Consider the following 14,227-nt stretch of genomic DNA (forward strand, 5'->3'; position numbering starts at 1 on the left):
CAAAAAAAGAAACGCCAAGGGAAGATTGGCAGTTAAATAATGCACTCAACCTTCCCGCAAGCATTCCTGTAGCAATATCCTTTCTTGCTGGAACTCTATTCAGTTTCCAATCAGACTAGTCCACCTTGACTACCTGCAGCTCAGCTCCCCCTAGTAGAATCAAATACTTGTCTACTTGGCTAAGGCCATAGGAACGACTGAGGGCTTCGGCATAGAGATCCAGTTGAGATCGGTAGCGCTCCACCAAGTCTGTCGGCTCATGATAGCGGTCAGTCTTGTAGTCAAAGAGGACAATGCGATCATCAAAGAGCAGGTAGCCATCCAAGATTCCCCGAACGACAAAGTTTTGACCGCTGGCTGGATCCTGCTTGAGCATGGCAAAAGGTGCTTCACGATGGAGATGATTAGCCTGTTCCTGGATTAGCTGACCTAGTTCTGTAGCGAAAAAGGCTTCAATCTTAGCTAAGTCAATCTCTTTCTTAACTGCTGCATCTGCCTGAACCTGGGTCAAGGCTTGGCGAATGCTAGTCTTAGTGACAGGCTGATCCAGTGGAATCCGCTGCATGAGCTCATGAACAGCAGAACCGATTTGGGCTCCTGTGACTTGCTTCTTCTTTCCAAAATCAGGCAGTTCAAAAGTCAGCTGGGGTTGATAACTTCGAGGCGCATCCATAATGTCCAGCCCTTCTGAGTCCATAACCGGCTCGTAGAACTTCTTGATTTGACTGGGCGTGCGGACACTAGGCAATTCAATAGCCGCTTTATAGAGGCTGTTGAGTCGATCTACATTCTCCAAGATATCCAGAGCTCGGCGGATATCCTCTGACTGACGGTTGCCCGTCAAATCATCCACTGGAATAGGATCAGCCTGCTCCACTACTCCAATCTGCTCGTCTGTCAGCTCCTGATCAGTTACAAAGCGGGTTTGATAAGCCAGATTTTCCTTTTTAAACACTGACTGAATAGCATAAAGCCAATCCTGAAAATTGGTCAGCTGACTTCGGAGACTGCTAGATAAGCGACCATTTTGGCTAGTCCCCCACTTGCGCTCTTGGAGCTTAGCTTGCTTGCCCTTGCCGACCAGATAGAGCTTGGTTTCAGCCCGCGTCATGGCTACATAGAGCAGACGCATCTGCTCAGATAAGCTAGCCAGCTTGAGTTCTTCAGCATTCTGCTGATAGGGTAGGGTTTCCATGGAAATACGGATCTGCTTGGGTGCATGAGGATCCTGAGCCTCAACATCCACATCAGCCACATATTTGATTCCGATGCCTTTTTGTCGACTAAGGATAATAGCAGAGCTGCTATCCTGACGATTGAAGGCCTTGTCCATATTGAGTAGAAAGACATATTTGAACTCCAGCCCCTTACTTTTATGGATGGTCATTAGCTGGACCGCATTTTTCGGAGCAGCCAGAGGGACACTGGCCAAATCGTGCTCATTTTTCAAAATCCGATCAATCATGCTGATAAAGCGGGACAGGCCTTTGAAACTCGACTTTTCATAGTCGTTGGCCCGCAAGGACAGGGCATAGAGATTAGCCTGACGCTGTTCGCCGTTGGGCAAAGCCCCCACCATATCGTAGTAAAAACGATCCTGATAAATCTTCCAGATTAAATTATAGAGAGAATGGGTCTTGGAATAGCTGCGCCAGTCATCCAGCGTTTTCTGGAAGTGCTGCAGTTTCTTGCGCAATTCACCATGGATAAGTTGAGGTTCCAGACCTTGATCAGCCAGAGCATTCCTCAGCTTTTCGTAGAGATTTTCCATAGACTTGGTACTGGAGGCTTGCAAGGCTAGCCGAGCCAATTCGTCCTCATCAAAGTCAAACATCGGCGACTTTAGGAGAGCGGTCAGGGCATAGTCATTGAGAGGATTGTTAATGGTCCGCAAGGTATCCAGCATCACCATAACCTCTACCGACTGGAGGTAGTTGGTCTCGCCGTCATCAGGCACAATCGGGATATGATGCCTGTCAAACTCTGCCAAAATCAGATCATTGCGGGTCCGCGAAGCTGTCAGCAAGGTAATATCCTTGAAATCCACTCCTTCCTGATTATGGAGGCGGATGATTTCCTTGATTACCAAGGCGACTTCACCAGCTGAAATACTAGGTAGGCCTTGGTCAGAATCCTCTTCTTCGCTATCGGCACTACCATCATAAATCAGGAACTCCGCCTGATTGGCTGGATTCGGCTCCCGTTTGGCTGGATTTCCCGCCACCAAGTAGTGGGTCTCATTGTAGTCAATCTCACCGACTTCCTCGTCCATAAGCCGTTTAAAGACATCATTAGTGGCTTCCAGTACCTCGATGTGACTGCGGAAATTTTCCTTGAGAATAATCAGCTTGCCCTGACTAGGATCGGCCTGATAGAGTTTAAATTTATCATTAAAAATCTGCGGATCGGCCTGACGGAATCGATAGATGGACTGCTTAATGTCGCCAACCATAAAGCGATTATTTCCTCGAGCAAGCAATTCCAACATCCGCTCCTGAGTATGGTTGGTGTCTTGATATTCATCGACCATGACCTCATGGTACTTATCCTGATAAAAACACCGCACTTCTGGATAATTTTCTAAAATTTCAATAGCAAAATGGCTGATATCACCAAATTCAAAGGCATTTTCTGCTACCTTGCGCTCCAAATAAGCTTGCGAGAAATCTCGGACAAAATCGCGTAACAAATCCAGTAGGGGAAGAGCTTCCACCTGATGCTGCTCTATAAAATTCAGATGGTAAAGGCGGACATCCAGCTCTTTAATTCGCTCTATCAAGGGCTTACGGGCTTCATTATAGGCTTGGGCCAGATCTTTTTTGAGCTCGTCTGCATTCTTACCAACTCGGGCAGTAAAAGCCTGATGGTTAGAGGTCTTAGCTAATTCTAAAAAGCGCTGAATCAAGTCTAGCAACTGCTCAGATCCAGTCTGCTCTGTCAGTTCAGCCAAGATATCTAAGGCTGCCTGAACATTTTCCTGATACTTAGCCCCAGTAAAAGCCTGACCTTCATGAGCCAGATGGCTCTGGAAAAAATCTTCCAAATCCAGCAAAGACTGCCTAGCTCCAGACAGGATTCTCTCCCGCTCTGCTCCAAAATCACTGGTTTCATAACCTAGAAGAAAGGTTCCCTCCAACCATTTTCGCGGATTGCTGGTAGACTGGAGAAAACTATAAATACTATAAATCTGCTGGCGGAAACCAGAAATGTCCTTGCGCTTACCAGTGAAATTTTTGACCAAGCGACTGAATAATTCCTGTTGATCACTCTCATAGTAGGTATCGAAAAGCTGGTCAAAGACTTCATTTTGTAGAATGAGCTGCTCACTGGCCGACTGTAAAATCCGAAAATGCGGTGCCAGTCCCAGCAAATAGCCGTACTTATTGACTACTTTCTGGGTAAAAGCGTCCATGGTACCAATATCCGCATTGGCAATCTCAGCCAACTGCTGAGCCAGATGCTGGCGGAGTTCCTGATCTGAAGTCTCCTTGAGTACCAGACTCAGCTCCTTCTCCAGCCGTTCCTTGAGCTCACCTGCTGCCTTGACAGTAAAGGTGGAGATGAAGAGTTGGCTAACCTCCACACCTCTGAGAATCTGGTCAATGATCCGCTGAACCATAACATAGGTCTTACCAGAGCCAGCCGAAGCCGAAACAAGAATATTCTGACCAGAGGAGTAGATGGCCTGGATTTGCTCTGGTGTACGCTTTTGTGGCTTGTCAGAGGCAACTTCCTCAGCCTGCTTGACTAGGATATCCTGCTCGTTTAAAAAGGGAATCCGTCTCATTTATCCAACTCCTCCTTGATTTTTTCTATCCAGGCTTGACGCAGCTTCTCACCTGTCGGTCGTTTATCGTATTGATCCAGGTTTAACTTGGTCAGCTGTCTAGCCTGCCCCAGATGGAGATTGGCTTCAAATCCTGTAATGGCCTTAAACTGGTCCACGTAAGGGGCGATACTACGGCCATTTTCTGTATAAGGATTGATGGCAAAACGACCAGCTAAAATGCCTTCTGCAGCTTGCTGATAGAGGAAAGCATTATAAGCCAGAATCACTTCCAATTCTTCCTTAGTCAGCAAATTAACCTTGCTTTTCTCATAGTTAGGGCCCAAGTCCTTGGCCTTGTCAGCCAGAAAGAGTCCTTTGTAGACCTGACTTTTCATGACCTGTTTCACGGCCTCGTCCAGCGCCTTGGTCTCCTTTAAGCTAGCTAGAGGCTCTGTCATCTGTAGGTACATGGCACCGAAAATTCCCTTGTCCTTTTGGTATTCTGGCATTTCTCGGATAGCTGATAGGTAGGTCGGCAACTGAGAGTTAAGCCCATTAAAGAACTTCTCAAAGCTGAATTTGGTATCGCCAGACTTGTAATCCACGACTCCCAGACTCCCCGTCTCCGTCAGACGATCAATACGGTCCACCTTGCCACTCACCTGAAGAGCTCTGCCATTGTCCAAAAGCAAAAACGGTCGATCATCCCAACCAAAGTCAGTCTCCTCACCGATGATCTCCAGCCCATCCGACTGAGCCAAGATACGGCCAGTAGCCCGAGCTGTATCCAATAGCAATCGGCGGGCAAACTGGGTCTCTCCATTTTCACCATAGACCGCTTCAAACTCAGCCTCCCAGCTAGTCTCCTCCATAGCCCGTTGCAAGCGAGTGTCGAAATCCTGCTCCAAGTGCTCCTGCATAACCTTTTCAAAGATTCGGTGGAGGAAAATCCCGTGACTGCGCGCATCTGGCTTAATGGTCCACTCCTCCTGCAACCGCAAAACATACTTAAGGAAATAGGCATACTGGTTTTTAAAGTATTCATTGAGGGCAGAGGCTGACAGTTTCAAAGGTTGCTCTGAAGGATAAAGTGCTTGGAGGGTCTCCGACTTGAGAGTCTCCGTCTTCAACTCCTTGCTGATCTGGGGAATGGAAATTCCCTCAGCTGCCAATTTCTTGCGCAAGACTCGGATGGCCACCGCCCAGAAGGTCTGTTCCTCCGGCGTCCATTCACGATCAATGTCTTCCTGATAAAGGTCAATCACACGAGCCAAGAGAGCCCGATAAGTCCCAATATCGTCGCTACTAGCCTGTGGCTGCTTGCTGATGATAGGCAGGGAGATAGGCGCTGTTTCCAGCTCCGTCAGATAGGAAGACATGGCATCCTCTACTTCATTGATTAAGACAGGAGCAGACAGAACCAAATCTTCTGTCGCCGAATTGAGTAAAGATAGGGCGGCAAAGCGATTTTTCTTGAGATTTTCACTGCTGGCTACCTGCAACTCTGCCTCGTCCCCAGTTGCTTGATTTAATTTCTGCCGTTCTTCGTCACTGAGCAGACTTTTATTTTGCGCTAACTTGGGCAAGCGCTCCTGCGTCAATCCGATAGCATAGACATAAGGCGCAGCCATGGGTTCAATCAAATCATAGGACTGAACTGTCACCACATCCACTGTTGCTGGTACAACTCGGTATTTAGCCAGAAGCATACCAGACAGAATCAGAGCCAGAAAATCATCTATCTTGAGCTTGCTACCATCAAACACCTGAGCAAGCTGCTCTAAGACATGGCAAAAGGTCTTCCAGACTTCCTCCTGCCGCTCTACTTCCTGCTGACTTGCTCCTTCCAGCAGACCAGTCAGATTGGCATCCAAGCGAACTTCTTTGATAAAGCTAGTAAATTTAGCTAAAAGACCAGCCACTGTCTGACTACGAGATTTGAAAAGGTCCAACAAAGGAGATATAAGGCTGCGACGCATAGCATTGAGCCACTTCAGGTCAAATTTTTCCTGACGATTAATGGTAAAATCTCTCCCTAGCTTGGCTACCCCTTTAATCTCAGCAAATCGAAGGTACTGCTCAAAACTATCCAGCTCCTCCTGACTCAAGCCACCATACAGGCCCGTTTTTAGAAGATTGAGTAAATCTTCCGTCTGAAAATTATAGCGTTTCAAGCGCTCCAGCGACTCTAAAAACTGGACCAAAGGATGCTGGGACATGGACTCAGACCGCCCTAAATAAAAGGGAATTTGATACTGGTCAAAAATGGTCTTCAGCTGGAGTTGATAGGCCTCCACATCACCCAAAAGCAGCCGGATATCCTTGTAGCGGGCGCCATCATGGAGCCGCTGACGAATGGACTTGGCCACATACTCCAGTTCTTCTTTTTGATTACGAACCGACCAAATCTCTACATGAGAGCTATCCTGCCCAGTCAATTCCACATGGGTTTCAGAAAAATCATAGCGACTCTCTAAAATCTTGGAAATCTTGCCAAAGGCATCATCCGACTGAGTCGGATCTCCCGCTAGATACTCTGGCTTGACCTGATAAGTTTGAGCCAGCTTGAGCAGAAAATCCACACTAGCCTGATAAAGACTACCCTCGCGAAAGGCTGCCCGGTAGGCTTTTTGGCTAGCATAAACGCCAATAATAATCTCCACTCCCTTGCGATGCAGCAAATCTACCATATACTCTTCTTCTGCTGAAAAGCGAGTAAAGCCGTCAATAACCAGCGCGAGATTAGCCAATTCCCCATCCAAATCTCCAGCTAGAATATGCTGGGCAAAAATCGTGAGTTTAGAGGTCGCATCATAATTCCCCGACTTAAGAGCAGCAGAAAAAACCGTGAAAATCTTGAGCAAATCCTCGCGCTTCTCTGGCTCTTCTAGATAGTTCAAATCCGTAAAAGTCATCTGGGCTGTCTGAAGCTCATGATAAAGGTCTAGCAGTTGCTGGATAAATTGTGCATCCTTCTTGATCCGCCCATAAACCTTTAGTTCTCGGTCATCCATTTCCGATAAAATCCGATAAAATAGCATACCTAGACCAATGTCGTCCAAAGGCTGCCCTTCCTGAACATCATTAAGGACAAAATAGCGAGCCATCTGAGCAAAACGCGTCACTGTAATGGCAAAGGAAGCGTGATTTTCTAATGCTTCCAAAACTGCTCGCTCCTTTTCAAAAGAAAGCGAGTTGGGCGCTATATAAAAGACCCGCTTGCCGGCTGCTGCCAAGTCCTGAGCTTGCTTAGCCAAATGCGCCGTCAAAGGACTGCGGATATCCGTATAAAGTAATTTCATACCGTCTCTTTTCAACAACAAAATATAAAAACATTATATCATGTTTGCGAGAAAAAGGCTTTCTCTAAAAGAAAAAGCCCCGCCGAAGCGAGACTTTTCGTGTCTGATTTTATAATTGTTATCTGGGAACGAAATCGAATTAAGCTTCGATTTCAGTAACCATACCTGAACCAACAGTACGTCCACCTTCACGGATAGAGAAAGTAGTACCTTGTTCAACGGCGATTGGGTGGATCAACTCAACGTCGATAGTTACGTTATCACCAGGCATTACCATTTCAGTACCTGCTGGAAGTTCGATTGAACCTGTAACGTCAGTTGTACGGAAGTAGAACTGTGGACGGTAGTTGTTGAAGAATGGAGTGTGACGTCCACCTTCTTCTTTAGTAAGGATGTAAACTTCACCCTTGAATTTAGTGTGTGGGTTGATTGAACCTGGTTTAGCGATAACTTGACCACGTTCGATTTCGTCACGTTGGATACCACGAAGAAGCACACCTACGTTGTCCCCTGCAAGACCTTCGTCAAGCTGTTTACGGAACATTTCAACACCAGTAACAACTGCTTTTTGGATTTCTTCTTTGATACCAACGATTTCGATTTCATCGTTGACACGAACAGTACCACGGTCGATACGTCCTGAAGCAACTGTACCACGACCAGTGATTGAGAATACGTCTTCGACTGGAAGAAGAAGAGGTTTGTCAGTATCACGTTCTGGTTCTGGGATGTACTCATCAACAGTGTTCATCAATTCCATGATGATGTCTTCGTACTTAGTATCACCTTCAAGAGCTTTAAGAGCTGAACCTTGGATAACTGGAAGATCGTCACCTGGGAAGTCGTATTCTGACAAGAGGTCACGGATTTCCATTTCAACCAATTCAAGCAATTCTTCGTCATCAACCAAGTCGATCTTGTTCATGAAGACGATAAGGTGTTTAACACCAACCTGACGTGAAAGAAGGATGTGCTCACGAGTTTGTGGCATTGGTCCGTCAGTTGAAGCTACTACAAGGATAGCTCCGTCCATTTGAGCGGCACCAGTGATCATGTTTTTAACGTAGTCCGCGTGTCCTGGAGCGTCGATGTGAGCGTAGTGACGTTTTTCAGTTTCGTACTCAACGTGCGCAGTGTTGATAGTGATACCGCGTTCGCGTTCTTCTGGAGCAGCATCGATAGACGCATAGTCTTTTGGTTGGTTAACTGATGAAGGCAAGCGACGTGCCAAAACAGTTGTGATAGCTGCTGTCAAAGTAGTTTTACCGTGGTCAACGTGTCCGATAGTACCAATGTTAACGTGTGGTTTACTACGATCGTATTTTTCTTTTGCCATTTGAGTAAAAGCCTCCAATAAAATATATTTTATAGATAGACAGTAGGCAATACAGTCTAACTTTCCTTACTATTTTATCAAATTTTACTGAAAATGCAAGCCTTTTACACATTTTTTGTCAATTATTCCTTATCAAGCTTATAGTAAGGCTGATTGGGAACGGAAGCACCGATACTCGAAGCATAAATCCACTCTTTTCCTTCTAATTGAGTGAAATTTTCAGCTTTTCCTGTCAAGATGACACCGGAGAAAGTCAATTGATCCCGATTTTCTGGTTCACGAATATCTAGCTGTCCAAATTTCTTGAGATAGGCATCAACATCATTATACATGTTGTACCCACTAAGACTTGGGAAAAGATTTTTATCTGCCTTTTTCAGATAATCCAAGAAAGTCTGCTGCTCTTTCTTAGCCTCTTTTGCCTTCTTCCTAAAATCTAAGTCATAAGTAAAGAGAAGACTAGCGTTAGCTCCATAGGTGAACTGGGGATCGGAAAACAGTTCAATACCTTTTTCACCATCTTCTGACTGGCTGCCAATCCAGTACCAGTTAATCTTGAGGTTGTTCGGTATCAGCTTCTGGATTTCCTTATAGGTATAAGCTTTATCAAAAGTCAAAGCTACTTCCACCAATTGATTTGGCATTTCTTTGACAGAAGCCAACTCCTTAGGCATAGAATTACTATCCTTTGTCCCCTTGGCATTGATATTATAGAAGACCGGATATTTTTGACGCAGGGTTCGCGTATAAGTCCCCGAGAGAGACAGATAAGTCCCTTCCGCAGTCGTATCTTTAAAAGCACCTATGAGAGAATAGTTTCCCTCATAGGAAGGATAAGCCACCTTCACTCCATCTAAATCTTTGAAACGATCAGAACGTAAGGTTCCTGAAAACAAAGAATTTTGAGTGTAGTAAAGACTGTCATAGTCAACATTAGGGTAGGCGATTTCCGACATAACTTCATACTCTTTCTGCAAATTTCGACCATTACTCGAGGCTAATTCTATCAATCCCTTTCCTAGTAAAAGCAATAAAGCTAAGGAGACAAGACTACTGATGGCAACTGTCTTCCAAAGTCGTTTCCGTTTACTTTTCTTTGCTAAAATTTCAAATGTTTCCATTTTTATATCCTTTCTTTTCCAATTTATGGCGGAGTTTAACTCGGCTACGCATGAGTTGTACTTTCACTTTACTTACAGAATACGACATGATATGAGCGATTTCCTTTACTGTGAAATTTTGAAAATAATAAAGATCTAAAAGCATTGCTTCCCTGGTAGGGAGCTCTTCTATCATCGTCCTTAACAGCTCATAATGATCGTTTTCAAATGGTTGAATCACATCTTGTTTGAAAAATTCCTTTTGCAAAATTTCTAGATAATGCTGATCGCGCCTATAGCGATCGATATAGCGGCGGATGGAAACCCGATACATCCAAGCTCGCATCTTCTCTGCTGGGATGACCAGATCAGTCTCTAACATCTTGACAAAAACATCCTGTACCACATCTTCTGCCTCGGCCTTAGAAGCTCCTGACTTTTGCAAGTAGAAAACAATCTCTCGGGCAAAGCCAATCAAGATGTTTTCGTATTCATCCAGTTTGATAATCTCACCTCCCTACAACTTCTCTTAAAATCTCTCATTATTTGCACTTCTTTAAAAAGAATAACAAAAAAGCCTTTCTAATCCAAAGCTCGCAGCTGCTACTTTTCATTTGATATTGCTTTTCTCTATGCAATACTTCTCTATTCATCCCCCTTTCTACTAGTATAACGAATAAAAAGTTATTTTGGTTACAAAAGTTTAAAAGACGACAAAGAAACCCCAGATAGATTGAAACTATCTAGGGTTGATATCTTATAGATTTTATTGAGAGATTGACTCTGAGTTAGTGATTTGTTCAGAAGCAGTTCCCAGAGCCTGTTCTGCAGTTTCAGCTTGAGACTGATGAGCTTCTACTGAATGAACTGATTCAGCTGATTCTGAAAATGCTGATTGGGTTGACTCTTGAGTTTGGTATTGGCTAGCAGCAAACGGTTGAGTTGGCTGGTTCACTTGATTCTGACCAAAAGGTTGCTGAGGCTGACCAAATTCTGGATTCTGAACGGGTGCTTGTTGCTGAGCAAATGGTTGCTCTTGGCTAGCAGGCTGACTAAACTGTTGGTTTTGAACTGGCTGTTGAACTTGACCAAATTGTTGGTTTTGTGTCGGCTGTTGTTGTCCTTGGAATCCAGGCTGAGCAAACTGTTGGTTTTGAACTGGTTGTTGAGCTTGACCAAATTGCTGACCTTGGAATCCTTGTTGACCATAAGGAGCCCCTTTAACTTGCTGAGCTGGTTTGCTAGCTTGGCAAAGCAAGACAATCAGAGCAATACTACATGGCAGAGAAACCAGAGCAGCTAGGATATTCAACACTGGAATGAGGGAAGCTAGTGAAGGCCCTACAGTGAGAAAAATAAATGCCCAATGGAAGCCAGCATCACGAAGACGACGAACAGCGATGGCAAGATTAGGAACGATTGTTGCAAGCCAATAGATGATAAGCAAGAACATGATGAACACGGCCAAACCAGCGCCAGCCATAGCTCCAGATAAATCAGGTTCATAATCGTACAATCCCGCATAATAAATTTCACTAAAAAGTGGAATGAGGAAGCCGAAAAAGGCAATCAACGAAAATGGTAGGGTAATCAAAAAATGACATAGGACAACCCACCAGTAATCCGAACGACTTGAACGACCACTAAAGTCTGCATAATGAGTCCAAAATTTTTTATAAGCAGAAAACATAGAAATCTCCTCTAAATTTTTATTAACAGAGTTCATTGTATCATAATTTTAGCTCGAAATCAAGGTAAGTTAATTCTAGCTTGCTCTCAGAGCAAGGAAACAGGGGTTACTTTACCGTTTCGATTTCCCATGAATCCCAGCCACTGAAGCGAATAGCTCCTTGTTCATCTGTTCGGAAAATCTGTGTCTGAATATTCTCAAATCTGTCCAGAGTTTCCCGGTGAGGATGCTTGTAGCGGTTATTCTTACCGGCAGAGATAAGGGCAATTTTGGGCTGAAGCTGATGTAAAAATTCTGGGCTAGAGGATCCTTTAGAACCGTGGTGTCCTGCCTTTAAAACATCCACCTTGAGTTGCGGAAAACGCCGCATCAAGGTAGCTTCGCCTTTCTCCTCTAAATCTCCCGTAAACAAAAAGCTGGTTCCAAAAAATTGTCCATATAAGACGACAGAGTCGTCATTACTGCCGTCGCCCGTCTCCTCAGGATAAAGAACTTGCAGTGCTCCATCAAAAATTGGAAGGCTATCTCCTACTTCTACCGCATGAACTCTTGTTTGCATACGCTCCAGTTTCTCAACAAAATCCGACTGGGTCAAACTTCCCTTAGATACATAAATTTCCTTTATAGAAAAATGCTTGGCTACTTCCAGCATATCGCCCATATGATCGGTATCGGTGTGGGTAAGAACCAACACATCCAAGTGACTCAGTCCCCGACTTTTCAGATAGGGAATCAAGGTCTTTTCTGCATTTGTCGAAGAAATCCGCTTCTGCCATGCTTCTTTCTTGCCAATCTCCACTCGACCACCTACATCAATCAGAACAGATTTCCCCCGCCAATCACGTAAGAAAATGCTATCTCCCTGCCCAATATCAATAACTGTAATTTCATTTTGTAGAGGATGTTTAGTAAGGAAAAATAGCAGAGCAAGAACCAAGCTAAGTAAGGTCAAAACTTTCTTCTGTCTGCGAAAATCATAGAGCAAGCCAAGAGTGATAAGCAGCCCCAGCATCATCCAGATAGATGGCTGACCAAAAACCACTGGTCGAGAAGAAATAGAGGCTGTCCAACGAATTAGCCCTTCCAACAGTTCAAATAAAACATTGACCTGAGTGATTTTCAAAAGAGGTGCTAGGGCAAAAATAAAGGTCAGGGCTGGAAGCATAAAAAGATCAAAAACGACTGAGAATAGAAAAGTCAGCAAAATAGACCAAGGCTGAAACTCGGAAAAATAGAAAATCAGAATCGGCAAAATTCCCAGCGAAATAGTCAGACTTTCTGCCAGCACCTTTCTTATAGAAGGTAAATGCTCAAAATCCATGACAGAGATGACAAAAGCATAGGCACAGGAAAGAACACCACCCGTCGTCAAGAGAAAATTGGGCATGAAAATGGCTAAGAGCATGATTGTCAAAGCAAAGTTGTCCAGCTTAGTCACACCAAACTGCGAGAGCAGCTTTTGCACTAAACTCCTCACGACTGATACTGAAAAGCCCGTCAAACCTGCATAGATAAAGGAAAAAGGGAGCTGTATCCAATCGACAGTTTCTCTTTTCAAACCAGATTTGAGGAGAAGCTTGCGAAAACCATCCATGAAATAGCCGACCTGCATGCCAGATAAGGCAAATAGATGGATAATCCCCAGACTGGAATAAAGTTCATTCATCTCAGCAAAATCTGTGTCCAAATCACCAAACAAAAGTCCAGTCATATAGTGGCTCATGGGGCTAGGAAAGTTTTCTTTGATGTAAACTAAGGCTTTTCTCCGCCAGACCGACAGCCAGTCCCAAGGATTAAGACTGCTAAAATGCTGACTGGACTTGATTTGATTGATTTTCAAAATCCTGTAAATCCCCTGTGTTTTTAGATAAGCCCGATAGTCAAAGCCTGAAAAATTACGCTGGTTTTCTGCTAAACTAAGCTCTCCATCAATCTTCAAAACCAGCTGATCGCTCAGCTTTTGAAAAGCTTGTTTTTCCTTTTCTGACTGGATTTTATAAAAGGCCTGATAGGTTCGACCATTGGAATAACCACGAAAAGAAAGCGAGTCGCCATTGACTTTGATCGTATCTGGCTTAATTACAATGGCAGAGATGGTTTTCGGTTCATCTTGAAAGGCTTGATTAGCCATTTCTCTCCGAAATAGGAAAAATCCTGCAAAGAGACTCAAGAACACTAAAACAAGCAGACTATTTCTAGTCGAATAAAGCCAAAAGAGCCGAACAAGGAGGACTGCCAAACCTAGATAAGCTGGCAGACTACTAGTGTAAATCGCAAAGTAGGTCAGCACCAGCAAAAGACAAAAATAAATTGGTTTGATGGGAAATTTATTTATCCACTGTGACATAGTCTTTTAACTTTTCTAAGGTTTTTGCACCGATTCCTGAAACATTTTTCAGCTCGTCTACTGACTTAAACTTGCCATTGGCTTCCCGATAAGCAATGATGTCTTGCGCTTTCTTTTGACCGATGCCTGAAACTGTCTGAAGTTCAGCTTCGGTCGCCGTATTGAGATTGACCAAGCCAGACTTCCCTTTCTCTGTTCCCCCATTTCCAGCTGGCGTCTGACTAGTTTGCGTCACATCTGCTCCTTCCTCACCGACTTTAGCTACATAGACAACTGCCTCATCTGTTAATTTTTGAGCCTGGTTGATGGATTTTGACTCGGCATCTGGCAATAGGCCACCTGCTTTTTGTAGGGCATCATGCACACGCGCTCCTGCCTGCAACTGATAAACTCCTGGATTTTTGACAGCTCCTTTGACATCAACGGTGACTTCTTTCTCAGATTCCTCTGAATCCATATCTTTTTCTGAATCGATTTTTTCCTGATTTGTACTTCTTTTTTCTGTATTGGTTTCAGATGAAGCTGATGTAACCACTTCCTGAGCCAGTGCACTGACCTGATTCTGTGGCTGAGGATTGCCCTTCAGCAAGAAAAAGCCAGCAAAGATGATTCCCAACAAGGAAAGTCCAACAAAAATCTTGTATTCCTTTAATTTTTCAACTATTTCTTCAAACATAATTTTT

8 protein-coding genes are annotated in these 14,227 nt (G+C 44.2%); all 8 read right to left on the reverse strand.

The window, feature by feature from the left end; all coding sequences use genetic code 11:
* Positions 1-115 precede the first annotated feature (115 nt).
* Positions 116-3,787 (reverse strand): helicase-exonuclease AddAB subunit AddA, encoded by a 3,672-nt coding sequence (gene addA, locus O3644_RS04210; RefSeq protein ID WP_371595140.1) that lies wholly within the window; start codon positions 3,785-3,787, stop codon positions 116-118.
* On the reverse strand, positions 3,784-7,071 hold the full coding sequence (gene rexB, locus O3644_RS04215; protein WP_371595141.1) for an ATP-dependent nuclease subunit B: 3,288 nt from the start codon (positions 7,069-7,071) through the stop codon (positions 3,784-3,786). Before rexB ends, addA begins: the two co-directional genes overlap by 4 nt.
* Before the next feature lie 139 nt (positions 7,072-7,210).
* A complete protein-coding gene (tuf, locus tag O3644_RS04220; protein ID WP_005590656.1) occupies positions 7,211-8,407 on the reverse strand; it encodes an elongation factor Tu in 1,197 nt (398 codons plus the stop codon).
* A 122-nt stretch (positions 8,408-8,529) separates the two neighbouring features.
* Complete coding sequence (locus tag O3644_RS04225) at positions 8,530-9,528, reverse strand: anti sigma factor C-terminal domain-containing protein (RefSeq protein ID WP_048763662.1); 999 nt, start codon at positions 9,526-9,528, stop codon at positions 8,530-8,532.
* Positions 9,515-9,985 (reverse strand): RNA polymerase sigma factor, encoded by a 471-nt coding sequence (locus O3644_RS04230; protein ID WP_048763659.1) that lies wholly within the window; start codon positions 9,983-9,985, stop codon positions 9,515-9,517. Before O3644_RS04230 ends, O3644_RS04225 begins: the two co-directional genes overlap by 14 nt.
* A 288-nt stretch (positions 9,986-10,273) precedes the next feature.
* Positions 10,274-11,197: a DUF805 domain-containing protein gene (locus O3644_RS04235; protein ID WP_048763657.1), complete on the reverse strand. Its 924-nt coding sequence runs from the start codon at positions 11,195-11,197 to the stop codon at positions 10,274-10,276.
* Positions 11,198-11,303: 106 nt separating this feature from the next.
* Positions 11,304-13,544, reverse strand: coding sequence for a DNA internalization-related competence protein ComEC/Rec2 (locus O3644_RS04240; protein WP_048763656.1), 2,241 nt, complete (start codon positions 13,542-13,544; stop codon positions 11,304-11,306).
* Positions 13,525-14,220 (reverse strand): helix-hairpin-helix domain-containing protein, encoded by a 696-nt coding sequence (locus O3644_RS04245; protein ID WP_048763654.1) that lies wholly within the window; start codon positions 14,218-14,220, stop codon positions 13,525-13,527. Before O3644_RS04245 ends, O3644_RS04240 begins: the two co-directional genes overlap by 20 nt.
* Between the last annotated feature and the right edge of the window lie 7 nt (positions 14,221-14,227).

The organism is Streptococcus sp. 27098_8_113 (assembly GCF_041432545.1).
In the GTDB taxonomy this organism is placed as follows: Bacteria; Bacillota; Bacilli; order Lactobacillales; family Streptococcaceae; genus Streptococcus.

Bases quoted from the DNA above. Each gene is read 5' to 3' on its own strand.
- tuf (WP_005590656.1), bottom strand. From the start codon at position 8,407: ATGGCAAAAGAAAAATACGATCGTAGTAAACCACACGTTAACATTGGT.
- O3644_RS04235 (WP_048763657.1), bottom strand. From the start codon at position 11,197: ATGTTTTCTGCTTATAAAAAATTTTGGACTCATTATGCAGACTTTAGT.
- O3644_RS04225 (WP_048763662.1), bottom strand. From the start codon at position 9,528: ATGGAAACATTTGAAATTTTAGCAAAGAAAAGTAAACGGAAACGACTT.
- addA (WP_371595140.1), bottom strand. From the start codon at position 3,787: ATGAGACGGATTCCCTTTTTAAACGAGCAGGATATCCTAGTCAAGCAG.
- rexB (WP_371595141.1), bottom strand. From the start codon at position 7,071: ATGAAATTACTTTATACGGATATCCGCAGTCCTTTGACGGCGCATTTG.
- O3644_RS04245 (WP_048763654.1), bottom strand. From the start codon at position 14,220: ATGTTTGAAGAAATAGTTGAAAAATTAAAGGAATACAAGATTTTTGTT.
- O3644_RS04240 (WP_048763656.1), bottom strand. From the start codon at position 13,544: ATGTCACAGTGGATAAATAAATTTCCCATCAAACCAATTTATTTTTGT.